This is a genomic window from Paenibacillus sp. ISL-20 (genome assembly GCF_018613005.1).
In the GTDB taxonomy this organism is placed as follows: Bacteria; Bacillota; Bacilli; order Paenibacillales; family Paenibacillaceae; genus Paenibacillus_AQ.
In genome coordinates this window covers 91,167-114,105 of sequence record NZ_JAGGRD010000026.1, presented here as the reverse complement: position 1 = coordinate 114,105, position 22,939 = coordinate 91,167, and the positions used below count along the sequence as shown (strand labels likewise).

At 50.4% G+C, this 22,939-nt stretch carries 21 protein-coding genes and 1 pseudogene; 10 read left to right on the top strand and 12 right to left on the bottom strand.

Annotated features, from left to right (window positions below; all coding sequences use genetic code 11):
* Positions 1-41: 41 nt before the first annotated feature.
* Positions 42-265: pseudogene (locus tag J7E85_RS16955) on the bottom strand (hypothetical protein); the annotation flags it as partial.
* A gap of 482 nt (positions 266-747) precedes the next feature.
* On the opposite strand from J7E85_RS16955, the gene chvE reads away from it, so the two are divergent.
* Genes chvE through mmsB form a run of 3 tightly spaced genes read left to right on the top strand, consistent with a single transcriptional unit; the run spans position 748 to position 4,577 of the window.
* Complete coding sequence (chvE, locus tag J7E85_RS16950; protein ID WP_215159698.1) at positions 748-1,833, top strand: multiple monosaccharide ABC transporter substrate-binding protein; 1,086 nt, start codon at positions 748-750, stop codon at positions 1,831-1,833.
* Positions 1,834-1,875: 42 nt separating this feature from the next.
* Positions 1,876-3,408 (top strand): multiple monosaccharide ABC transporter ATP-binding protein, encoded by a 1,533-nt coding sequence (gene mmsA, locus J7E85_RS16945; protein WP_215159697.1) that lies wholly within the window; start codon positions 1,876-1,878, stop codon positions 3,406-3,408.
* Positions 3,409-3,410: 2 nt separating this feature from the next.
* A complete protein-coding gene (gene mmsB / locus J7E85_RS16940; RefSeq protein ID WP_215159694.1) occupies positions 3,411-4,577 on the top strand; it encodes a multiple monosaccharide ABC transporter permease in 1,167 nt (388 codons plus the stop codon).
* An 84-nt stretch (positions 4,578-4,661) separates the two neighbouring features.
* Here the strand turns inward: mmsB and J7E85_RS16935 are convergent, their stop codons facing one another.
* The 4 genes from J7E85_RS16935 to J7E85_RS16920 all read right to left on the bottom strand — a co-directional run bounded on the left by J7E85_RS16935 (position 4,662) and on the right by J7E85_RS16920 (position 7,630).
* Positions 4,662-5,390 carry a Tat pathway signal protein gene (locus tag J7E85_RS16935; protein WP_215159693.1) on the bottom strand — a complete coding sequence of 243 codons (729 nt, stop codon included), beginning with the start codon at positions 5,388-5,390 and terminating at the stop codon, positions 4,662-4,664.
* On the bottom strand, positions 5,387-6,265 hold the full coding sequence (locus J7E85_RS16930) for an ATP-binding cassette domain-containing protein (RefSeq protein WP_215159691.1): 879 nt from the start codon (positions 6,263-6,265) through the stop codon (positions 5,387-5,389). The genes J7E85_RS16935 and J7E85_RS16930 overlap by 4 nt, the downstream gene beginning before the upstream one ends.
* Entirely contained in the window at positions 6,255-6,641 is a 387-nt protein-coding gene (locus J7E85_RS16925; protein ID WP_215159689.1) for a GntR family transcriptional regulator, read from the bottom strand. Before J7E85_RS16925 ends, J7E85_RS16930 begins: the two co-directional genes overlap by 11 nt.
* A gap of 401 nt (positions 6,642-7,042) precedes the next feature.
* The gene (locus J7E85_RS16920; RefSeq protein WP_215159687.1) at positions 7,043-7,630 is read right to left on the bottom strand and encodes a M15 family metallopeptidase; all 588 of its coding nucleotides are present in this window, start codon (positions 7,628-7,630) and stop codon (positions 7,043-7,045) included.
* A 175-nt stretch (positions 7,631-7,805) separates the two neighbouring features.
* Here J7E85_RS16920 and J7E85_RS16915 point away from each other — a divergent pair, with 175 nt between their 5' ends.
* From J7E85_RS16915 to J7E85_RS16900, 4 genes are all read left to right on the top strand, one after another.
* Positions 7,806-8,333 (top strand): hypothetical protein, encoded by a 528-nt coding sequence (locus tag J7E85_RS16915; protein ID WP_215159685.1) that lies wholly within the window; start codon positions 7,806-7,808, stop codon positions 8,331-8,333.
* A gap of 180 nt (positions 8,334-8,513) precedes the next feature.
* Entirely contained in the window at positions 8,514-9,383 is an 870-nt protein-coding gene (locus J7E85_RS16910; RefSeq protein WP_215159683.1) for a MurR/RpiR family transcriptional regulator, read from the top strand.
* Positions 9,384-9,488: 105 nt separating this feature from the next.
* A complete protein-coding gene (locus tag J7E85_RS16905) occupies positions 9,489-10,436 on the top strand; it encodes an ROK family protein (RefSeq protein ID WP_215159681.1) in 948 nt (315 codons plus the stop codon).
* The gene (locus tag J7E85_RS16900) at positions 10,433-10,615 is read left to right on the top strand and encodes a hypothetical protein (protein WP_353049515.1); all 183 of its coding nucleotides are present in this window, start codon (positions 10,433-10,435) and stop codon (positions 10,613-10,615) included. The genes J7E85_RS16905 and J7E85_RS16900 overlap by 4 nt, the downstream gene beginning before the upstream one ends.
* A gap of 105 nt (positions 10,616-10,720) precedes the next feature.
* Here the strand turns inward: J7E85_RS16900 and J7E85_RS16895 are convergent, their stop codons facing one another.
* From J7E85_RS16895 to J7E85_RS16885, 3 genes are all read right to left on the bottom strand, one after another.
* The gene (locus J7E85_RS16895) at positions 10,721-11,902 is read right to left on the bottom strand and encodes a MalY/PatB family protein (protein ID WP_215159679.1); all 1,182 of its coding nucleotides are present in this window, start codon (positions 11,900-11,902) and stop codon (positions 10,721-10,723) included.
* A 33-nt stretch (positions 11,903-11,935) separates the two neighbouring features.
* Positions 11,936-12,859: an AEC family transporter gene (locus tag J7E85_RS16890; protein WP_076323014.1), complete on the bottom strand. Its 924-nt coding sequence runs from the start codon at positions 12,857-12,859 to the stop codon at positions 11,936-11,938.
* A gap of 246 nt (positions 12,860-13,105) precedes the next feature.
* Complete coding sequence (locus J7E85_RS16885) at positions 13,106-13,825, bottom strand: 3-ketoacyl-ACP reductase (RefSeq protein WP_098742445.1); 720 nt, start codon at positions 13,823-13,825, stop codon at positions 13,106-13,108.
* Positions 13,826-13,997: 172 nt separating this feature from the next.
* On the opposite strand from J7E85_RS16885, the gene J7E85_RS16880 reads away from it, so the two are divergent.
* Positions 13,998-16,142, top strand: a complete 2,145-nt coding sequence (locus J7E85_RS16880; protein ID WP_215159825.1) for a class I SAM-dependent methyltransferase — start codon at positions 13,998-14,000, stop codon at positions 16,140-16,142.
* Between the two features lie 160 nt (positions 16,143-16,302).
* On the opposite strand, the gene J7E85_RS16875 is transcribed toward J7E85_RS16880, so the two are convergent.
* From J7E85_RS16875 to J7E85_RS16860, 4 genes are all read right to left on the bottom strand, one after another.
* Positions 16,303-17,025: a peptidylprolyl isomerase gene (locus J7E85_RS16875; RefSeq protein WP_215159677.1), complete on the bottom strand. Its 723-nt coding sequence runs from the start codon at positions 17,023-17,025 to the stop codon at positions 16,303-16,305.
* Positions 17,026-17,300: 275 nt separating this feature from the next.
* Complete coding sequence (locus tag J7E85_RS16870) at positions 17,301-17,693, bottom strand: hypothetical protein (RefSeq protein ID WP_213645988.1); 393 nt, start codon at positions 17,691-17,693, stop codon at positions 17,301-17,303.
* Positions 17,694-17,821: 128 nt separating this feature from the next.
* On the bottom strand, positions 17,822-17,965 hold the full coding sequence (locus tag J7E85_RS16865) for a hypothetical protein (RefSeq protein WP_215159835.1): 144 nt from the start codon (positions 17,963-17,965) through the stop codon (positions 17,822-17,824).
* A gap of 278 nt (positions 17,966-18,243) precedes the next feature.
* Complete coding sequence (locus tag J7E85_RS16860; RefSeq protein WP_215159675.1) at positions 18,244-18,948, bottom strand: hypothetical protein; 705 nt, start codon at positions 18,946-18,948, stop codon at positions 18,244-18,246.
* A 353-nt stretch (positions 18,949-19,301) separates the two neighbouring features.
* On the opposite strand from J7E85_RS16860, the gene J7E85_RS16855 reads away from it, so the two are divergent.
* Both J7E85_RS16855 and J7E85_RS16850 read left to right on the top strand, forming a co-directional pair.
* Entirely contained in the window at positions 19,302-20,753 is a 1,452-nt protein-coding gene (locus tag J7E85_RS16855; protein WP_215159673.1) for a SulP family inorganic anion transporter, read from the top strand.
* Between the two features lie 198 nt (positions 20,754-20,951).
* Positions 20,952-22,868 carry an ATP-binding protein gene (locus J7E85_RS16850; RefSeq protein ID WP_215159671.1) on the top strand — a complete coding sequence of 639 codons (1,917 nt, stop codon included), beginning with the start codon at positions 20,952-20,954 and terminating at the stop codon, positions 22,866-22,868.
* The last annotated feature ends 71 nt before the right edge of the window (positions 22,869-22,939 follow it).

Genomic DNA, 22,939 nt, shown 5'->3' with positions numbered 1-22,939 from the left:
GTGGTTGAGCGAGGATCTTGAAATGGGCGTCCCGAACCGTTGTCCTTGGGCCGGGATTGCAGTTTCACCTCCAATTGCTGTACAGCGACCTCCAATTTTTCACTGGTTAGCGCGGACGACCCGCCGAATTCGGCGAGGTCTTGTCCTCTTGTTCATGCTCTTCCTGTTTCTCGGTCTCGGCGATGGTCGAAAACAATTGTGTGTATGCGTAGACGATGACTTTGGTGAGCATCTTGGGATGGTAGCTGTCTCGACCGCCGCCGGGGTTGCCCCATGGTATATTCAATGTACAAAAAGAAACCGTTCCTTTCGAAAATGGTTTGGGTAGCACCTCCATCTTACCAAAGAACGGTTTCTTTGCGTCTAAAAAAGTAAGAAATCTGCACGGCGTAGCGGAGAGGACGAATCGATTCCGGACAAGCGACAGCGATGGGAGGAACGATTCGTACATGGAGCGTCTTCTAACAGCAAGAAGGGGGCCTCCCGCAAGATCTAAGATCTTTTGGGACACCCCCTTTTGGATGCCGGCAACGCTTGGGGGCATGGTGTGAACGGAGCCGGAAAGTTATGCAGCCATGTACACTCGTGTAAAACCCAAACAACAAAAGTATGAAAATTATAAAAAAGGTTGTTTTCGTGGAAAGACCCCCACACCCGATGGGATTTATCCTTTTTAGTACAGAGAGGCTTTTCGAACCTTCGGTTGTAAGCGCTCTCGATTCCATTTTTCGGAAAGGGGAACTACCGATGAAGAGAGGATTGCTAGGGTTGCTGATCGCGGTGCTGCTCCTGGCTCTGACAGCTTGCAACCTCGCCGAAAGCAAAACCGGCGATGCTGATAAGGGGTACGTCGGCCTTGCGATGCCAACCAAATCATCCGAGCGCTGGGTGGCTGACGGGAAGAACATGGAGCGGCTGTTTCAGGAAAAAGGATATAAAACCGACCTTCAATTTGCTGAGGACGTGATTGAAAACCAGATTTCGCAGATCGAGAACATGATTACGAAAGGGGTCGACGTCATCGTCATCGCTTCAATTGATGGAAATACGCTGACCGACGTGATCAAGAAGGCTCATGATCAGGGAATTAAGGTTATTGCTTACGATCGGTTGATCCGCAATACCGAGCATTTGAGTTATTATGCTACGTTCGACAACTTTCAGGTCGGCGTTCAACAAGCCTCTTATATTGAAGAGAAGCTCGGCTTGAAGGAAGGGAAGGGGCCGTTCAATATCGAGCTGTTCGGTGGATCGCCGGACGATAACAATGCTTACTTTTTCTATGATGGCGCGATGTCCATTCTGAAGCCTTACATGGATTCGGGTAAGCTTGTGGTTCGGAGCAAGCAGACCACGATGGCCCAGATTGCGACCCTGCGCTGGGACGGGGCCTTGGCCCAGTCGCGGATGGATAACCTGATCAGCGCCAACTATTCCAGCGAAAATCTGGATGCGGTGCTGTCTCCCTACGACGGGATCAGTATCGGCATTATCTCCTCGCTCAAGGGTGTGGGCTATGGGACGGCAGGTAAGCCCCTGCCGATCATTACTGGTCAGGATGCTGAGCTTGCCTCCATTAAATCGATCGTAGCCGGTGAGCAAACCCAGACGGTGTTCAAGGATACACGCCAGCTCGCCGAACAGGCAGTCAAGATGGCGGAGAGCGTGCTGAAGGGAGAAGAAGCCGAGGTCAACGATACCGAATCGTACGACAACGGCATCAAGGTCGTGCCTGCCTATCTGCTCCCTCCTGTATCCGTAGATGCTTCCAACGTGGAGAAAGAGGTTGTGGAGACTGGCTATTATTCCAAGGAAGAAATCGGATTGAAATAGTCTTAAGGCAGCGAACACGAAACGATAGGAAGGTGAAGCCAGATGTCAGAGTACATTCTTGAAATGCGGAATATTACGAAAGCGTTTCCCGGGGTGAAGGCGCTGGATAACGTGAATTTGAAAGTTCGCGAAGGTGAAATCCATTCCCTGTGCGGGGAGAACGGAGCGGGCAAATCCACGTTGATGAAAGTGCTGAGCGGTGTGTATCCACATGGCTCCTATGAGGGAGATATTTTGTTCAAAGGCAGCGTCTGCGAATTTAAAAATATCAAGCAAAGCGAAGACCTGGGCATCGTCATCATCCATCAGGAGCTTGCGTTGATCCCTTATCTGTCGATTGCCGAGAACATTTACTTGGGGAACGAGCGTGCTGAGAAGGGCATTATGAACTGGAATGAGACGATGATGGGTGCCAAAGCGCTGCTGGATAAGGTGGGACTCAGCGAGAATCCGAACACACAGGTCGGCAGCATCGGCGTCGGCAAGCAGCAACTGGTCGAAATTGCAAAGGCCTTATCCAAGAAGGTGAAGCTGCTTATTTTGGACGAACCGACGGCGGCGCTCAATGAGGACGATAGCGAGAATTTGCTGGAGCTGATGCTGGAATTCAAGAAACAGGGAATCTCCTGCATCCTAATCTCCCATAAATTGAACGAGGTCTCGAAGGTATCGGATTCCATTACGATTCTTCGTGACGGTCAAACCATCGAAACGCTGGATATGAGAGGCGGCGAGGTGAACGAGGACCGGATCATCCGCGGCATGGTCGGCCGGGATTTGACGAACCGCTATCCGGAGCGGACACCGAAGATCGGGGAAGTCATTCTGGAGATTAAGGATTGGACGGTATATCACGAGCAGCAAGCAGGCCGCAAAGTGATTGACAACGTGAGCATGAATATATGCCGGGGGGAAGTCGTGGGCATTGCCGGGCTGATGGGTTCCGGTCGGACCGAGCTTGCGATGAGTATTTTCGGTAAGGCGTACGGCCGGAATATTACCGGAACGCTGCGCAAAGACGGAAAGGAAATCCGGAATCAATCCATTACCGAAGCCATTGATAACGGCTTAGCTTACGTGACCGAGGACCGTAAGGAATACGGGTTGATCCTCATGGACGATATCAAGCGCAACATCTCGCTTACCGGACTGTCCAAGCTTGCGAGGAATATGGTCATTGACGATAAGGAAGAAATACTCGTGGCGGAGGACATGCGGAAGAAGCTCAAGATCAAAACGCCGAACATTCTCCAGAAGGCGGGAAACCTCAGCGGGGGGAATCAGCAGAAGGTCGTCCTAAGTAAATGGATTTATGCCGAGCCGGACATTCTGATCCTGGATGAGCCGACGCGGGGGATTGACGTTGGGGCCAAATACGAGATATACGCGATCATTAACCAGCTGGCGGATGAGGGGAAGGGCGTGCTTGTCATTTCCTCGGAGCTGCCGGAGATTATAGGGATCTGCGACCGGATTTATGTCATGAGCGCGGGACGGATAACCGGTGAGGTTAGCAGAGAGCAGGCTTCGCAGGAAACCCTGATGAGATACATGACCAAGAACGGAGGGGCTTAAGCATGGAAACACTCAAAAAAATGTTCAAAAACAACATCCGCCAATACGGGATGATCATCGCCCTTGTTGTCATTATGATATTTTTCCAGATCATTACGGGCGGGCTGCTGCTGGAGCCAATCAACATCACAAACCTGATTCTCCAGAACAGCTATATCCTCGTACTTGCCATCGGCATGGTGCTTGTCATTATTACGGGCCATATTGATTTGTCGGTCGGTTCGGTAGCTGCTTTCGTTGGTGCGGTGGCCGCGATTATGATGGTGGATATGCAGCTGCATCCGGTCATTGCGGTGATCGTATCCCTGATCGTCGGAGGCCTGATCGGTGCTTGGCAGGGGTTCTGGGTGGCTTATGTAAGGATACCGGCCTTTATTGTAACGCTTGCGGGAATGCTGCTGTTCCGTGGTCTAACCATGATTGTGCTGGAAGGTCAATCGATTGCGCCTTTTCCTTCAGGCTTCCAGAAACTGAGCTCCGGCTTTATTCCGGATTTCGGTAACACCGGCACCAATCTGATCGCGATTCTGGCTGGGATCGTCTTTACGGTTATTTTCCTGATCAATGAGCTTCGCGAGCGAAAATCGCATAAAAAATACAACTTCGAAGTTCTGCCAAACGGCTTGTTTCTCCTGAAGCTGGTCCTTATCGCGGCAGTTATCAATGCCTTTACGTTCATGCTGGCCAGTTATGCCGGCCTGCCGAACATTCTGATTCTGCTATTGGTGTTGATCATCATCTATTCCTTCGTGATGAACAAAACCGTGATGGGCCGTCATATTTATGCGCTTGGCGGCAACGAGAAAGCGGCGGCGCTGTCTGGCGTGAAAACCAAGAAGGTCACGTTCTGGGTATTCGTCAACATGGGCGTGATGGCAGCCATCTCAGGCTTGATCTTTGCCGCCCGCTTGAACGCGGCGACGCCAAGAGCCGGCACGAACTTTGAGCTGGATGCCATCGCGGCGAGCTTCATCGGTGGCGCTTCGGCTACCGGCGGGATCGGTACGGTCTTTGGTGCCATCATCGGCGGTCTCGTCATGGGTGTGCTCAATAACGGGATGTCGCTTGTAGGTCTTGGCATCGACTGGCAGCAAGGAATCAAAGGTCTGGTTCTTCTCGCAGCGGTAGCCTTTGATATTTACAATAAAAAGAAGAGCAGTGCTGCTTAATTTAAAACGATGTAAATGATAAATGGCTGACTCCGGGGTAAATTTGTTGCTCCCCTTGGATCAGCCATTTATTTTGCGTATATATTACATTTTGATCGTAACTCTTCGGGTTATCAGTCGAATCAGAATAAGTGTAATCAGGATGACGGCCACGGAGCCTGCAAGAGAAACCGGCAGCGTGACGGAAAAGGCTGTCGTGACAGGCAGCCACAGTTCCCATATGGAAGCCAGCTCAAATTGCCACAATGCATCCATGAAGCCGATCAATACTAGGGCTACGGCGATCCATCCCAAGCCGCGAATCCAGCCAAACCGGTAAAAACCGGATCCGATCATCCACCCCATCAGATAATAGGTAAAGATTTGGACGCCATAGGAGACAAGTGTCAGCAGCCAGTTGTTATCGAACTCCGGCAGCAGCGAGGTGCTGCCGGCATCATGGGAGGTAACCATCCCGATGATCCAATTGACTAGACCCACCACGACTGGAAAGGCCAATGACAGATAGACGGCAGCCACAGCGGCTCCAGTGAAGAAATCCCTGCGGGTTACTCCATGTCTTACATAATAGCTTAGAAAGCCGTAGGCCGAAATGATGCCGATGACGAGCATAAATCCTTTGGTTGAGCGGTAAGTGAGAGAGAAGAAGCCCTCCTCTGTCATTCCTTCGCGAACATTGACTCCAATACTGCTACCGACGCCGGCTCCAATATAGATCAGAAGCACAATAAATAGAAATCCCAAGGCCCAGCTGCCTTGCTGAATAAACATGTCCGTCGATACTCTGGTTACGGCTGATGACGTTTTTTTCATGCGGAATATTCCTCCCCCGTCAGATGGATAAACAAGTCCTGGAGCGAGATCGGCCCGATCTCAAGTCCTGCCCGATGTGCGGCTAGCTGGGATGCCTCGTTTAATTCCCCATAGACCATGACGGCCTTGGTAGAACCGAGCTGCTGCACGTTGAGCACCTTCATGCCCTGGATGAATTCATCTACCTTTGCCGCTGGGCCCGTAATGGAAACGCCCCGGGACGTGAGGCTTTCATAATCGTCTTGCAGCACGAACTGGCCTTTGTGAATGATAATGACTTCTTCAAACAGATAATCCATCTCCGAAACCAGGTGGGTGGAGAGAATGAATGTACGGGGATGGCGCTCCTGGTCTTCCAGCAGTTCCCGGTAAAAAATTTCGCGTGACGGTGCATCCATGCCGAGATAAACTTCATCCAATATGGTCACCGGCGAGCGGCTGGCAAGTCCGATACATACGTTAAAAGCAGATTGCATCCCTTTGGAAAGCTGCTTCAGCTGCTTATCCAAGGGCAACTTGAATTTGCGTGCGAGCTCAAGGGCGTACCCAGTATCGAAATGGGGCCGGTGTCTGGATATGGAATCAATCGCTACCTTGACCTTGTCCGTCTCGTCTTTATAGTCGACATCGTAGATGAAGGAGACTTCCCTCATGATTTTGGCATTTTCGAACGGCTGCTCGCCGCCAATCGTAACTGACCCCGATGAGGGTTCACGAAATGAAGCAAGAACAGACAGTAGTGAGGTTTTGCCTGCTCCGTTCCGCCCCAGGAGACCATAAATTTTGCCTGCCGGGAGATGAAGCGAAACATTGCGGACGGCTTCGAGGTCACCGTATACCACCGAAAGGCGGTCAAACTGAACATCAAGATTCATGGAGGTCACTTCCTTTTAACTGGGTTATGATTTGAAAAAGCTCATCCGTGGACAAACCGAGTTTGTCTGCTTCCTGTACCATAGGCACCACATAATGTTCCGCAAATGCACTCTTTCGGGTCTGGAGCAGCGTTTCCTTGGCCCCTTCTGCAACAAACATGCCGACACCTCGCTTTTTATAGATGAGTCCGGCATCAACCAGCAGGTTGATGCCCTTTAACACCGTGATGTGATTGATTTTGTAAAATTGGGAGAGCTGCGTCGTGGAAGGAACCTGTTCACCTTCAAGCAGTAGATCATTCACGATCTGGTCCTCGATCTTCTCCTTGATCTGGATGAACAGGGGCTTATTATCTGGATGCACGGTACCGCTCAATAAGAATCACCGCCTTACCTTCATGTCCTGTTAGGGTTATATACTCATATATATGACTATATAACCAAAAGGTGAATCGAATGTCAAGCATTTGGTTGGATATCACAAATCCATCAAGACGCTTTTCCAGAGAACAACGTCAAAAGGCCGACCAGAAGGATCTGGTCGACCACAGACTCTATTCTCACCGTAACGGACAGGGGAGCTCTTATTTACAGTTAAAAACAGAGATAAACTATATTTTTAGTTGAATAGCGACTTTGGTGTCCGTTATATTCTGAGAATACGGCATAAAAACGTAAATAACGTCGATGGGGTCCGTTAATATTCTATATATGGGATCCGGCTGCGCTTATCTGGACATACCATACCTATCGAGTTCTTCAAATTGCTATTGCCGTTCACTTTGCTTCCAAAGTCTCGGAAGCGTCCATGGGAGGGAGCTTTCCCCGTTTCAAATCACGGATCGTCAGTCCAAAATCGATCTGTAAATGTGGATAATCCGGGAAGTTGGCCCAATCACCGCCCCACTGGAAGCCTAAATCTTTGGCAATTTCCACAACCTCCATCCAGTCGGCTTTGCCGTTTCCGTTCCCGTCATATTCCATATCCCAGATGATGCTGCCATCCTTTAGTCTTAGCGCAAAATCAATCGCAAGCCCATAGTTGTGAAGGGATTCTCCTGCCTTGGCATTCGTCACGATGTCGCCCTCGGTGCTGCGGCCCTGATTGTAGATGCGGGTCTGCTCTTCATGGCTGCGGTAACCGTCCGTTATGATGATCGTGATTCCTTTTTTCTTGGTGAGACGGACAAGCTCGTTCTTTTGCTGCAATACATACGGGTGGAGCTGGGAGACTTCAGGGGTTTCTTTGCTATTAAAATCAAGATCGTTGATGAATCCCGGTATGGAGGTTTGCAGCTGCATATAAAATATGGCGAGTAATAAGGCAGCAATTAGGAAAAGTGTCGTTTTTTTGCGTTTGATCATGCGGACTCTTTAATTTACCTACTTTCATATGTTGGCTTACTCTATTATATCGGCATCTCGCCCTGTATTCCAACAGACAGGGACCTCCTGACCAGATATCGACATGAATAGCAATCCATGGTTTATCGCATCCTATTCATAAAAATGGTCTCTATCCGAAAAAAGGGGGATTGCAATGAGCAATATTCAAAATATGTCGATGAGACTCAATCAGCTATCGGGCCAATTGACTACAGCAGCGCAAAACGGGGGAATGACCGAAGTCGGAATGATCGTAAGCCAGCTCAGTCAGATCCAAGCCGAGCTTCAAAGCGCCCAGGCTGCGGTTTCGCCTGAAACTTCTGCTGCCGTCCGTCAGGAACTGGTGAATTGCCGGATGGTTTTGCATGGGATGATGAATGCGGTGCAGGATATCCGAACCGCTACGGCGGAGCAGTACCGCCAAGTGCTGGGCGAGAACAAAACGACATTCGAGCAAATGGACGAGACTGCACAGCAGAGCGAGAACGCCGAAGCTTATCAACATCGTCAGCTGTTCCAACAGATGGACCAAGTCAGCCAGCAGCTTCATCAGCTGGATGGTTCGATGCTGGACGCAGGTTATCAGATGGAGCGGGGACAGGTGGCCGGCGACAGTCTGAATGGGGCCGTCACGTTGGAGGGGCTGACTTCAGCTACGGACGATAGTGGAAGCATGATGTAAGACTGCTCGATCGGAGGTACGGAACAGGATGACGGTTTAACTACAGTGATTGAAGCTGCAGATCCGATTCAAGGATGCTGACAGCTTCTTTTTTATGATTGAAAGAAAACTCTTTTTTAATATATAATTAAGGAGAAAAAATTCTTTTCATGCCAGTTAGAGAGAAACGAGGGGTGTGGAATGGCAAGAGTTGGCCCAAGACTGAATCATTCTAACACGTTGTTGATGATATCAAGCATTTATTCCTCCCTGACCAAGACGGAGAAAAAAGTGGCTGATTACGTGAAAAGCTACCCTGAGGAAACTGTGCTCGCTACCGTAACGGATTTGTCTGAGAGGGCAGGGGTCGGCGAGACATCCGTCATTCGATTCTGCCGCAAGCTGGGGTTTCGGGGATTTCATGAATTCAAGCTGTCCGTTGCACAAGATTTGGTGGATCGTCCTCCATCCGTAATGGATACCGCTATCGATGAACAGGATGACATGATGACGGTGGCCCGCAAGCTGACGATGCAGCATGAAATTTTACTTAAGAATACGCTGGATCTGGTGAACGCCGACAATCTAAAGATGGCGGTGGATAAGCTGCTGGCCGCAAACAAAGTGTATGTCTATGGCGTGGGTTCTTCAGGCATAACCGCACTGGATTTGCATTATCAGCTGATGAGACTGGGGCTTAATGTGGAAGCGCACCGGGATTCGCATATTATTGCCATGTCCGCTTCCTTGGTCAAGAAGGGCGATCTCGTATTCGCCATTTCCACTTCTGGCAGCACGCGTGACCTGGTGGATCCGGTGAAGGAAGCGAAGCAGAATGGAGCGGACGTCATCTGTTTGACCGGACATCTCCGTTCCCCGATCGCCACATATGCGGACACGGTTCTTCTTGTATCTTCCAGGGAAATGCCAACAGAGGGCGGAGCACTGGCAACAAAGTTCATGCAGACGTATATGTTGAACATTCTTACAACACTCTTAACGATGAAAAAAGAGGATGCCTCGGAGTCCTTGGAGAAAACCGCAAGGTCCGTTGTGGATAAGCTGTACTAGTGAATCGATCCTTGGGATTGATTCACTTCTGTTCATCTTCGGGCGGGAGCGCGGGATGAATCTATCATCCGTTTTATTGATCACAGAAGGGGGGATTTCCATACCATGAGTTACGCGATCGGCGTTGATATTGGGGGGACGAAAGTCCAGTTTGCAGTTATCGATAGACAAGGAAAGATCATACACCGGCATCTGATGCCTACCGAGGCCAATAAAGGCCCGGAGCAGCTTATGAACAAAGTTCATATTGGCATCGACATGATGATGGAATCCGTCGGTTCAGAGGAAGAGGTGCAAGGTATCGGTATCGGCAGCGCAGGCCAAATTGATTTTCGGGAAGGAACTGTTCGATACGCGGGAGATACGTTGCCGGGTTGGACAGGGACGGAGATTAAACGAAAGGTATCCGAACGTTACGATACCCGAGTGCATGTTGACAATGATGTTAATGTTATAGCCATTGCCGAGAAAATGTACGGCGTTGGCAAGGATTGTGATAACTTTGTGTGCCTTGCTCTTGGTACGGGGATTGGCGGTGCCGTCATGGAATCGGGGCGTCTTCTTCGAGGCGTCTTTGGCGGGGCAGCGGAGCTTGGCCATGTCAGTATTGACATCAACGGTCCTCGCTGCAGCTGCGGAAATAACGGCTGTATTGAGCTGTATGCTTCAGGCAGCGGCATTGCCAGATTAGGGCTTGAGAGGCAGAAGATTGAAAGCGCTTCATATGATTGGGAACCTAATGCTCGGGATATTATTGAGGCCTGGCACCGGCATGATCCGTCGGCCACGGAGGTGATGCGGGTTGTTATCCGAGCACTGGGAGCGGCCGTTGCCGGTTATATTCATGTATTTAATCCGGAGGTTGTTGTGATTGGCGGGGGAGTGGCGGAATCGGGTCCTCGTTTTTTGCAGGCGCTCGATCAGGAGGTCGATGTCCGGACTTCTTCGTATATGAGAAGCTGCTGCAGGATTATGCCTGCTAACTTTGGCAGTGATGCAGGTGTCATAGGCGCAGCTGCTCAAGTGTGGCATTACGGTGAGATATTGCGGTGATTAAAGCTGCCGTGAATGTTGCGGTCATCGGGCTGCTCAAACGGCAGATCGAGGATTATCCCGTTTATATTACCCCGCCCCTTGAGGATGCCTTTGCCGTTCATGAGGCCGGCGCTGACACTGTAGCTATGGACGGGACACGGAGACCGAGACCGGATGGGAAACTACTGAAGAGGTAGTGGGCGAACGAGGGTGTCAACTAAGGTAGTTTTGCATCGTCTTAAAAAAGCAATAAAAGGGGCCGCGCATTTAGCGCGGCTCCTTTTATTAATTGAGTTTGTTTCTTATGCTTTCCGCCATTCCCCGACAGCTTTATGCAGGCGAGACAATGCCTCCTGAACGGTGGCGCGCGTGCAGGCCAGGTTCATGCGCATGAAACCTTCGCCTTCCTTGCCGAAGGCCGCACCGCTGTTTAAACCAAGCTTCGCCTCTTGAACCAGGAAGCGGTTTAACTCCTCGTGGGACATGTCCATCCCGCGGAAATCAATCCACAGCAGGTAAGTAGCTTCCGGAATAACCACCTTCAGCTCGGGCAGATGCTCCTGGGCGAAATTCGAAACCAGCTCCATGTTCTCGCGGATGTAAACCAGAAGTTCATCCAGCCATGGTTCGCCCTCACGGTAAGCGGCCTCGGTGGCGGCGGCACCCATCGGTGTAATGGAGCCAATGGCGTAACGGTTCAGTATTTTGCGGAACTTGCTGCGCAGCTGCGCATTCGAGATGATGATGTTCGCCGTGTTCAGACCGGCGATATTAAACGTCTTGCTTGGTGCGGTGCAGATGATGGAACGCTCGGCAGCATCCTCGGACAGAGCGGCGAATGGCGTATGCGCACCGGATTCAAACACCAGATCTGCATGGATTTCATCGGATACAACAAGCACATCGTATTGCTGACAGAGGGAAGCCAGACGATCCAATTCCGTTCTGGTCCACACCCGGCCTACCGGGTTGTGCGGACTGCACAGAATGATCATTTTGACTTTGCCGGTAGAAAAGCTCTTCTCCAAGTCCTCGAAATCCATCGAGTAATCTCCGTGCTCACTTCGAAGCAGCGGATTATGCACGAGCTCACGACCATGGTCTTGAACGACGCTATAGAACGGCGGATAGACCGGCGTCTGGATGACGACTTGATCTCCCGGCTCGGTGAACGCATCCACGATAAGGCTGAGTGCCGGAACGACACCCGGACAGAATTGAATCCACTCCTGCTGAATACTCCAGTTGTGGCGTTTCTTCATCCAGTCGCAAATCGCTTCACGGTAAGAGTCGGACGGGAACGTATACCCGAATACGCCATGCTCCACCCGTTGATGGAGCGCCTTTACAACGGCGGGTGGCGCCGCAAAATCCATGTCGGCCACCCACATCGGAAGCGCGTCGGGCACGCCGAAGATGGTGGGAACATTGTCCCACTTCTGACAGTCGGTACAGCTTCGGTCTATAGCAAGATCAAAATTCATATGTAAATTCCTCCTAGTAGAGATGAGTTAGCGCTAAGCTACAAATTTAGCTAATGTGATTAAGCCGGTAATCGTAATTACGTTTAGTATGGTCGATATAAGGACAGTTTGTGCAGCAAAATCCGGCTCATTCTGATATTCTTCCGCCAAGATGGATGAATTTACGCCAACCGGCATGCCTGAAGCAATGATGAGTGCTTGAGCCGGGATGCCCTTTAAGCCGAGCAGCAGCACGATCAGAATGCCGATGGCCGGCGCGACCAGGAGACGCAGCAGCACGCTGAGGTAGACATCGAGCCGGCGCAGGCGGAGCGGATATTTGATGATCTGTGCGCCGAGCGTCAGCAGGGCGATCGCCACCATGGACTGATCCGCATACATCAGCGGCTGTGAGATAAAGACCGGAAGCGGCAACGCAAGGGCATGCAGCACTATGCCGATGACGAGGGCATAGGGAACGGGCATTTTCAGGAATCCGATGATGGCCTGTTTGTATAATCCTTCTGTCTTGGCCCCTTGAATGGAAATAACTCCGTACGTGAACGTAAGGAGGCTCTGAAAAGACATGATGAGCGCTTGCACCGAGCCGGCCATCGGATCACCCTTGAAGGCGAGATCATTGATCGGAAGGCCGTAGTTTCCCGAATTATCGAGCAGAAGGCTGTTGGTAAAAGCTGCTCTCATCCCCCGATTGAACTTGCGCTGCTTGGCAACCAGCATGCTGATCAGGTAGAGGACGCCGATATAGAGCGCATAGAATAAGGCCACCATGCCCAGCAGCTGCGGTGACATTTTGGACTCGTACATACTCATAAATACGGCTGCAGGCGTAATGTAGTAAAAGTTAATTTTGGCGAGTGTGTACAAATCGAGTTTAAAGGCATATTGCATAATAATGCCAAAGCCTATCAGGACAAAGATGGGAAGTACCACTTCGAGTAAAATGTCGGCGATCATGCTGTTGTCATCTTCTTTCCATGAGTGTAGCTTAAGGTAAATATCTGGCTGTCGTATGACGCCATGTCATTATATCATGCCAAAGGATAGTTGACACTTGATTCCGTATGGAAAAAAGGACAATTGTCGCTGGCCACAACCAATCGCTTTACACCTGGGCTGCACGCAAAAAGGGTGTTCCCTTGGCCGACGCCCAGGGAACACCCTTGGATGGTTATAGCAATAGCAGCGTCTGTTGACGCATCATTATTGCGGGTTGGTTGTCCAAATTCCGGCGGTTTTGACAAATACACGCTGCGGCAGCTTCAGTGCAGCGAGCACAAGCTCAGCTACGTCTTCCGGCTGCAGCATGCGGTCCTCGTCCCCGATCTTCAGGCCGGCATTGACGGCAAGATCCGTGTTAACGGTGCTTGGGGTCAGAGCGGTTACGCGAATGTTGTGTTTGCGAACCTCCTGCAGCACGGCTTCGGTCAGTCCCATAACGGCAAATTTAGAAGCGTTATAGGCAGAGCCTGTGGCGAATCCACGCTCTCCGGCCGTAGAAGAGATGTTGATGATATCACCCTTGTTATGCTCGATCATGCCCGGTAGTGCCGCGCGCGTCATGTAGTACGTTCCCATCAGGTTCACGTCGACGATACGTTTCCAGGCTTCAGGTTCCATCTCCAGGAGATTGCCGAATTGGGCAATGCCCGCATTGTTGATTAGAATGTCCACCGAGCCCAACTCCATGTTTACGGCTGCAAAAGCAGCCTCTGCCTCGCTCTGTACGGAAACGTCGGCAACTGCGGCCACGGCTCTGACACCATATTGTTCAGCAACCAGGGCGCTCAGCGGTTCCAGATCAGCTGCCGTACGGGCGACAAGCCCGACGTGCACACCTTCCTTGGCAAGCGCGATCGCCAGGGCGCGTCCAATCCCTTTACCAGCACCCGTGATGAGGGCTGTTTTATTTTTCAGGCTCATGTACACTCACTCCTTCACATCAATAAAAAAATATGGTTTCGTTGACCAGTATACCCTGTAGCAACGGCTATTACCAAATGCTTGCGATCCATCGACAGGAATTTGTTATAATCGTAGCAGCGAAAAAACATAAGCGTGTTCATTATTATTTCAGGAAGTGGAGGAACAACCTATGCTGCACGCGCTGGACATCATAACCGCTTTTCGGCAGGGGGATGAAGCGGCTGCCGAGAGGCATCCATGGTTAATGAAACTGGTATCGGCCGAAGAACGAATCGTGAATTTGGAACGGATTACGTCCATCGGCCAATTAACCCATGCCAACCCCGTGCTGGATTACGTAGAACGCACGTTGAAAATACTGGATTCGCTCCCTGTCTCCTATTGGATCAAAGAACTGCTGGAAGAAGTACTGGTATGGGCGGAAACGGCCAAGGGCGGAACGATGCGGGAACGTCTCCACTGGCAGCAGTCGGGTATCAACTTGTTCCTTCATAATATCGGGTCCGCCCAGCTATACGAGAGACATATTCGGGACAGTAATGGAACCATGTCTCCGCATGAAGAGATGGTACACACACTCATACTTACCCATGGACTGCTTGGGCAACACATTCGGGGGGAAGTCGCTTTCGAGGAAAATTTGCCGCTGCATAAGCTTACGGAGGAAGGACGGCTGACCGCAGATGAGTTGATCCGGCTGCTAATCCCTTTGAATCACTGCATCATCGGTGGCGTATCGGAGGAACTCTGGCATTCCGTTCAGGAAGAAATAACGCAGCTTATTCGCAATCTTGCCGCAGGGATCGTACCGGATCGGTGGACTTACGAGGAACGGCTGCGCCGTCTTCGGTCCGTTTCGATTGCCCGGGGAGAAGACTTTGATAAGCAGCTTCATGGGATTCATGAGCAGTGTGATCTGTCAGCTGCCCTGCATGGGTTTCAGGATATGACGCTCTGGTACGTGGAAGCCGCCCTGCAGGATTTCTCGTTGGAAGAGTTCGTAAAGGTTCTTCTGCTTGCTCTCCATTCGGAGAAGCGGGACCCGGATCAGCAGGTTGCGGAGGGGCAGGGGGATCGGCTGCTATCGGATTCGGTGAGTCACTTAAGCTTTGAGCCGCTGATGAATGATATGTATTACGATTACAAAGGCGTCAAGAAGCTGAACGTATACAAGAAGAGGATGATAGAGCAATATTTGCGCCAAACGGATTGGACGGCTTGCCTTCACGGGCCGGTGATGGCCAACCCGCATCTGAGCCACCGTATCGAACGGAAGCCGGAGCTGCCGGATACGGTATTCTTTACCTTCGAATTCTCGCAAGCGGCGGAGAAATTAATTGAATTTTGCATCGAAGCGGAGAAGTCGCCGCTCTATGAGAAAGCGGTCCTGCTCCTGTTTGACCTGTTCGGCCTGCGCCGGGACGCCTACGACAGGTTTCATAACGAAGAGAGTTATTTGAGTGATATGAACAGCACGGGAGATTACAAAAAAGTGATTTTGGATTATATTACGGGAACGGCGGTGCTGGATATCGGTCCCGGGGGCGGCGTGCTCCTTGACCTGATCGAGGAGCGCCTGCCGCATGTGCGTCCGGTCGGGATCGATATCTCCTCGAACGTGATTGAAGCGCTGGAGAAACTCAAACGCCTGGAGCATAAATCATGGGAAGTGATGAAGGGGGATGCGCTGAATCTCAGGGACTACGTGAAGCCGGGAAGTGTCGATACGGTCATCTTCTCCTCGATCTTGCATGAGTTGTATTCTTATATTGAGATGGACGGATCCCGCTTCAATACGGCCACTGTGGAGGCCGCGCTGACCAGTGCCTACGAAGTGCTCGCACCCGGCGGCCGCATCATTATCCGTGACGGGATTATGACCGAGCCCGGGGACACCTGGAGAAGGATTCGCTTCCTGGAGGCGGATGGGCTGGAATGGCTGACCCGGTATGCCTCCGATTTCAAGGGCCGGGTCATAACATACGAGCAGCTGTCCGAGACGGAAGTGCGCATGTCTATAAACGATGCAATGGAGTTCCTGTATACCTATACTTGGGGGGCTGAGGCTTATGTGCATGAGGTGCAGGAGCAGTTCGGCTACTTTACGCCTACGCAGTATGCGGAATGTATACGCAGGACGCTAGGTCCCGAGGCGATCATCCGCGTGCAGCAGCATTATCTGCAGGAAGGATATGCCGAGGCAATGGCTGATCGCATCGAATTCATGGATGAAGATGGGAAGCCGATGACGTTGCCTGACAGCACTTGCTTGTACGTCATCGAGAAACCGGTCCATACCCAGAAGAGACAATAACAGGCTGTAGCTTAAAAAAAGAGGACCCGCACGCTCGTTATAGCGTACGGGTCCTTGTTCGTTGGTTGTCGTTTAATCTGCCATGGTCACTGTGTATACAAGTGGTCCGGCATGTGTAGCATTGCTAGAATTTGCGACGCAGTCCTACTCCGAAGAGATGCTATTCCTGCTTCTTGGGGTCCGGATAATCCTTGCCGAGCGTATCAACCGTCACTTTCTTCATGACGGGCACCTCAAGCGGCTTGTCCATCTGATCCCGCTCCAAGCCCACGATCTCCTCAGCCGTTTCCATCCCCTCGATCACCTTTCCGAAGGATGCGTACTGGGCATCCAGGGAAGGAGCATCCGCAACCATGATAAAGAATTGCGATCCGGCGGAATTTGGATCCTGTGCCCGGGCCATCGATAATACCCCAGTCGTATGCTTCAGGTCATTCTGAAAGCCGTTAGACGTAAATTCGCCGGGAATAGCGTAACCCGGTCCCCCTGTTCCGTTACCGTCAGGGTCGCCTCCCTGAATCATGAAGCCGGGGATAACGCGGTGAAAGCCTGTCCCGTCATAGAATCCTTGTTCCACCAGGGAGATGAAATTGTTCACCGTATTCGGTGCGACCTCCGGATAAAGCTCAAGCTTTATCGTTTTGCCGTTCTCCATCTCAATCGTGACAATAGGATGGCTTGCGTTCGGGTCTGGCACATTCTGCTTAACCTCGGGCTCCTTCGGGGGTTCCGCTTCGGGTGCTGTTGCCCCGTTTGTCGAGCCCGTTCCGCCGCCAGAGCCGCTTTCGGCTCCCTTGTCATTCTGACCGCATGCCGTCATCACAAGCAGCAGCCCAAGGATGACGAATAGGGCGGGCATCCAGCGTGTTCTGCGTTTCAACATCATTGATTCCTCCTGTGTTATTCCTTATCAAGCCTTAAGTATTTAATCTGTATCATATTTTATCACAGGTTGGACAAGTACTGAAAATCGAAAAAGATGAGTATACATATCTAAAGCTTCCATCGAAGTAATCTCACAGAAGATAGACCGCGTATAGAGGATGTTTTCCTTGCGATGATCGAGTCGGTTCAGCTTCTCGTTCTATTTTCAAAAAATAAGCCTCCGGACTTGTAGCAAGTCTGGAAGCTTAAGGGAAGGAAAAATTTGAACTGTCTCTACTTCGCCGGAAATATGCCCTCCACTTTGTTTAGAGGGAGCAGAATCCGGGAACGGTTCTTATCCTTGGCAAGTAATTCAATAAAATCGGCTCCGATTCTGACCAGACGGATCCGGTTAAAGGCACCACGGGTAGGGAAGGTGGTCCGCACACCTACCAGCATCGTTTTGCCCGGCGGCTTGACATCAAATACTCGAACCGAGTTGAGACTGGACGGTACAAAGAGCTCGCCATGTACCTTGATGAAATTTTTCGGGAATACTCTCTGTAAACGTCCGGGTTCTAAACCGGTGTTCGGTGCGTTGACTTCTACCAGATGACCGGTTAAAGAGGCCAGTCGCTGCTGCAGCGTGATTTTATGTCCGCAGGGATGGAGCGGCAATCCTTTCATATTCAGCATCATCCTTCCAGGGTCGTATGGTGTAGTGTATGTTGGAAGGTATGACATGGGTGAACGTAGAGGTTCATATTTCCGGCGTGAAGGATCAGGAAGATGAAGAGTTTCCGCGGTTGCTCGTTTCACTGCCATCCGGTTTCTCGTGTTTGATGCTGCCTTGGTATCGGGATACTGTCCGGATATGAATCCTCGACAAACAGACCAAAATCCTCATCAATATCGCGTTCGGTCACTAAACGTTGATTCTCGTCAGAATGCTTCTTCATCGGCGGCTCCTCCTAGTGAATCTAGTCTTTGAAATGGTTGGCTAGTATAAGAACTGATAGCTCGACCCATACTGTTTTACTATAAAGATGTTGTATGGGAGGCATAGGCATGGAAAGAAAGGGAAACATATTAACAGCACTCATATGGGGTACCTTGATCGGCATCCTGCTGTGGATGTCATTTCTCGGCTGGCTGGATATCATATTCGGAAAATAGAGGATCGTACCCATACAAGTATAAGACCCGCCTTCCTATTGGAGAGGCGGGTTTTGCAGGTTTAGTCGTCTCCGCCATGGCTGCCGTTTAGTAGATCGATACCGTGCATCTGTTCCGTCGGCGGGGCAGCGGGGTCCACCGGGCTATTGGCCGCAATAGCGTCCGCATCCGGTACATCCTCCAGCGGCTGGTACTCATCTTCTCCGGACGGGTAATCTTTAAAAATGTCCTGGTTTAAAAACGCAGTCCCGCTGCCGGTTAATGAAGCATCAGCTGCAAGCCGCCGCTCCGTATCGCCGGAGTATTGGCCGATAATTTCGTCTCCGGGACGAGAAGGGGGTTCGCCTTCGACAGCCCGCCATTCCCGATCCGTTACATCATCTGCGACATCGCGAATGTAGGTTTCATCGACTGGTCGATCCCGCTCTATCCGGTCTGCTTCGGCCTGCCCCGAGGGTGAGGAAGAAAAGGTTCTCTCGTCGGCGATGGTCCACTGCTCGGGACCGGCACCGGTAGCTTCCCATGCATCGATGGCGCTGTGATCCGGGTCCATACGTTCCTCCGGTTTTGCATCCGCAGGTGCCGCTTCATTCAGATCGTACGCGATATGGTCCGCATCTTCGCTGCTTAGGCTTTGCTCCGTGTAGGTGTTGACGTCTCTCAGATCATCTTGGGGAATCATCTCTGTATCCTCAACTCTCCGCTTGGCCTCGAATTCCAAATATGTCAAGTCTGCCAGCGTATTCCGATTGTTTTCGTCTCGCATATTGCCCATCTCCTTCTATGATTTCAAATACATTTCAAAATACAACAGGTTTCTATACTTCGACTTTACCCGCTGAAGCAAGAATGAATCCCGGGTACCTTCAGGCGATGATGAACCAAACAAGTTCTATCTTTCCCTGTCAATTGCCGCATTATGAAAATTTTAAAATAAGGAAAATGGACGAAATCCAAAACAAACGGGAGAAAAGGAATGATTTCGTGGAATAGATCCGCTAAATAGATAATGAAATTTTGAAATGATCCCGTTATAATCGAAAAAGTGACTATCGGACCGGGACAATCCTGAGAGTGGATTGTCAATCAACTACAATAGGACAGGAAGTGATTAGAACTTTGTTTCAATGGATTAAACAAGGCTTCTTTGGCAACTCACGCAGAGATATTTTGTCAGGATTGACGGTAGCGTTCGCTCTCATACCGGAAGCGATCGCATTCTCTATCATGGCGGGGGTCGATCCTATGGTCGGACTCTATGCCTCTTTCGTGATTGCTGTCAGTATTTCATTCTTCGGCGGACGTCCTGGTATGATCTCCGCAGCGACAGGGGCCATGGCATCATTAATGGGACCGCTCGTGGCGATGCACGGGATTGAGTATTTGTATGCGGCAACCATTCTTACAGGAATCTTGCAATTGTTGATGGGGGCGCTCAAATTCGGGCGGTTTATTACGTTTGTTCCCCAGCCGGTCATCACCGGATTCGTGAACTCGCTGGCCATCATTATTTTTCTGGCCCAGCTTCCGAATTTCGAGGGTGAATCGTGGCCGATGTACTTGATGGTCATCGGAACGCTGCTTATTATCTATTTGCTGCCGCTGGTTACCAAAGCGATTCCCTCGGCGCTTGTTGCCATCATCGTGATGACGATCATAGCGGTATGGTTCGGGGCTCCTGTGCAAACGGTGGGAGACATGGGCAACATTACGCAGGCTCTTCCGTTCTTCCACATTCCGAATGTAACCATCAGTTTGGATATGATCATGACGATATTGCCCATTTCCCTGGCTCTTGCTGTCGTCGGGATGACGGAATCGCTGCTGACGGCGTCGCTCGTGGATGAGCTGACGGATACCGGCAGCGACAAGAACCGCGAAATCCGCGGTCAGGGTGTTTCCAACGTGATCACTGGATTCTTTGGCGGCATGGCCGGTTGCGCTATGATCGGACAGACGGTGATTAATGTGAAATCGGGCGGTCGCACCCGGTTATCAACGCTGGTGTCCGGTGTGTTCCTGCTGTTTCTCATCATTGTGCTCGGCGATGTCGTGAAACAAATTCCGATGGCAGCGCTTGTCGGGGTCATGTTTATGGTTTCTATCGGTACGTTTGAATGGGGCTCGCTTCGCACACTTCACCGTGTTCCGCTGGGTGATGCCATTGTCATGCTGGCAACGGTCATCATCGTGGTGGCAACGCATAATCTGGCCATCGGGGTCATGACCGGTATTATGTTAAGCGCGTTGAATTTCGGCTGGAAAATGGCAAAAATCCAGGCCATACCGCATGTGCAGCCAAACGGTACGAAGGTATATGAAATCCGGGGGCCGTTATTTTTCGGAACGATGATGTATTTTATAAACCTGTTTGACGTGAATGAGGACCCTGAGCATGTCGTGATTGATTTTTCCAAATCCCATGTATGGGATCAGTCAGCCACGAATGCCATTTCCAAAGTATTGAATAAGTACAAGGAAGCGGGTAAAGCCATTACGCTCGTGGGGTTGAACGACGAAAGTCAGCGGATGGTTGATAAAGTTGGCCTTGCTTCAAGCTCCACACACTAGAAACGTAAGGGATTGCTTTTTAGCCTTAGGGTTAAGAGCGATCCCTTTTTTATATTGCCTTTATGTAATAAAAATTTTACAAACGGAACAGACGTTTCATGTTATATTGATTGTAAATGAACACGAAGTTTGTCGAATCAGCCGGACGGTGAAGATACGGACTTTTATTGACTATAGACGGTTAGAGGTGCTGACTAGATGAAGGATATGCCCAAATACATATTCCTGCTTCTGCTGGTAGTGCCGCTGCTGCTGCTTATATCGATCATATCACCGGGAAAATCGGACGCAAAGAATGCTCAAACCGTGATACCCGATTGGCAGTTTATGTGGGATGACGAACAACAGGATGTTGTTTCGCCGGTCAACCTGCAGGGAAGAAGTTGGTTGGCGGGAATACCAGACAAGAAGGGACCCCCAAAGTCAGATGGGGTGTATTCAGCATGGAATCGTTTTACTTTGCCCGCTCTCCCTTGGAAGCATTCGGCCATCATGATTGACCGCATTAAGGGACAGGATGTTTTGGCTTTTTTGGATAATGAACAGGTGTATGAAGCCAAGCGAGACTATATGTATACGAGTCATTCTCTTCTGCTTCCGATCCATCCGGATGATGCTGGCAAGACCGTTTATATATGGTCAAACGGCGTCAAGGATATGACGTTAGGCATCGATGGCGATATTATACTTGGCGAATATGAGCATCTGCGCGGAAGCTTTATTAAGAATGACCTGGAAGATTTCATATTGGGCAGCTCGTTTCTGTTTATTGCGGTGGTCATGTTTTTCTGTTGCTTGTTCCTTCCGAAGCATACGGTATCCAGTTGGCTGTCGCTTAGTGTGATTATTCTGGCAAGCGGGGCTATGCTTATTACGTATTCGCCGTTCCTATACACCTTCTATGGAGACCTGGGCAACGTGTGGGTCGCGGTGTTTGATATTTCACTCTTTGCCGTGCTGCCGGCGCTGTATTACTATTTTGAGAAAATATATGGTTCCGGGCCCTATCGAGTCATTCGCTACTGCCGAAGATTTCAAATAGCCTACTCCATAATGTGCCTGATATTTCTAGTTGCCCAGGTGGTCAGCGATCATTCATTTCACGAGATTTACTATCTTGTTTCGGTGAAGATCTTGGGCATTCTGATTATCCTGCAGATGCTGCTGCTTGTCGGTACCACGATTCTGTATGCTTCCAAGCGGAATAAGGACGCTTATATCTTTTCTGTTGGTTTCGGGATGATGGCGTTAGCAGCGCTCGGAGATCTGCTGGCCTTTTATTACCATGACGGACAATATCATTTCTTTCTATGGAAATGGGGCATTATCGGACTGATTGTCTCTCTGATCGTCATGCTGGGGCGTAAATTCGTCCGCAGCCATGAGCAAGTGCTGCAGTATTCCAGGAAGCTAGAGATGTTTAATAATGAACTTCAGCGATCGGAGAAAATGGAGATTATCAGCGAGCTGGCCGCCTCGGTTGCACACGAGGTTCGCAATCCGCTGCAAGTGACACGCGGCTTCATGCAGCTTCTGGCACAGAACTCCAAGCAGGCGGAGAAGGAGTATTTTGGACTGGCGCTGAAGGAGCTGGACCGGGCTTCGGGGATCATCACGGATTTCCTCACGTTTGCTAAACCTGAATTGGAGAATGAGGTCAAGCTGAATGTGTATGAGGAGCTGAAGCATGTGAAAGGCATCCTACTGCCGCTGGCCAATCTTAGCGGGGGCACGATCGAGCTGGATGTCGCGAAGGAATTATACATGGCCGGTAATTCTTCCAAACTTAAACAAGCGATGATTAATATCGTCAAGAACAGTATAGAGGCACTGGATGGAGAAGGGGTTATTCGCATATGGGCCTATGCCAAGGGTGAAGAAGTGGTTATTCACATCAAAGATGACGGCATCGGAATGGATGCTGCGGATCTTGAGAGACTGGGTGAGGCGTACTTCTCCAATAAGTCCAAAGGGACGGGGCTCGGCTTGACGGTCACCTTTCGAATCATCGAAGCGATGAATGGCACCATTCATTTTGTTAGTGAAAAAGGAAGCGGGACAGAGGCTATTATCCGCTTTCCGGCCGTACCTGCTTTGCAGGAGGGGGAAGTATAAATTTAAGAGGGATGCCGTAACGGTATCTCTCTTTGTTATATCTTTAATAGAAAATTTTATCATTTTTCCGA

Coding starts and splice junctions, on each gene's coding strand:
- J7E85_RS16915 (WP_215159685.1), top strand. CDS start 7,806: ATGAGCAATATTCAAAATATGTCGATGAGACTCAATCAGCTATCGGGC.
- J7E85_RS16875 (WP_215159677.1), bottom strand. CDS start 17,025: ATGTTGAAACGCAGAACACGCTGGATGCCCGCCCTATTCGTCATCCTT.
- mmsB (WP_215159694.1), top strand. CDS start 3,411: ATGGAAACACTCAAAAAAATGTTCAAAAACAACATCCGCCAATACGGG.
- J7E85_RS16870 (WP_213645988.1), bottom strand. CDS start 17,693: ATGAAAGGATTGCCGCTCCATCCCTGCGGACATAAAATCACGCTGCAG.
- J7E85_RS16865 (WP_215159835.1), bottom strand. CDS start 17,965: ATGAAGAAGCATTCTGACGAGAATCAACGTTTAGTGACCGAACGCGAT.
- J7E85_RS16910 (WP_215159683.1), top strand. CDS start 8,514: ATGGCAAGAGTTGGCCCAAGACTGAATCATTCTAACACGTTGTTGATG.
- J7E85_RS16930 (WP_215159691.1), bottom strand. CDS start 6,265: ATGAATCTTGATGTTCAGTTTGACCGCCTTTCGGTGGTATACGGTGAC.
- J7E85_RS16880 (WP_215159825.1), top strand. CDS start 13,998: ATGCTGCACGCGCTGGACATCATAACCGCTTTTCGGCAGGGGGATGAA.
- J7E85_RS16890 (WP_076323014.1), bottom strand. CDS start 12,859: ATGATCGCCGACATTTTACTCGAAGTGGTACTTCCCATCTTTGTCCTG.
- J7E85_RS16850 (WP_215159671.1), top strand. CDS start 20,952: ATGAAGGATATGCCCAAATACATATTCCTGCTTCTGCTGGTAGTGCCG.
- J7E85_RS16895 (WP_215159679.1), bottom strand. CDS start 11,902: ATGAATTTTGATCTTGCTATAGACCGAAGCTGTACCGACTGTCAGAAG.
- J7E85_RS16885 (WP_098742445.1), bottom strand. CDS start 13,825: ATGAGCCTGAAAAATAAAACAGCCCTCATCACGGGTGCTGGTAAAGGG.
- chvE (WP_215159698.1), top strand. CDS start 748: ATGAAGAGAGGATTGCTAGGGTTGCTGATCGCGGTGCTGCTCCTGGCT.
- J7E85_RS16935 (WP_215159693.1), bottom strand. CDS start 5,390: ATGAAAAAAACGTCATCAGCCGTAACCAGAGTATCGACGGACATGTTT.
- J7E85_RS16920 (WP_215159687.1), bottom strand. CDS start 7,630: ATGATCAAACGCAAAAAAACGACACTTTTCCTAATTGCTGCCTTATTA.
- J7E85_RS16905 (WP_215159681.1), top strand. CDS start 9,489: ATGAGTTACGCGATCGGCGTTGATATTGGGGGGACGAAAGTCCAGTTT.
- J7E85_RS16860 (WP_215159675.1), bottom strand. CDS start 18,948: ATGCGAGACGAAAACAATCGGAATACGCTGGCAGACTTGACATATTTG.
- mmsA (WP_215159697.1), top strand. CDS start 1,876: ATGTCAGAGTACATTCTTGAAATGCGGAATATTACGAAAGCGTTTCCC.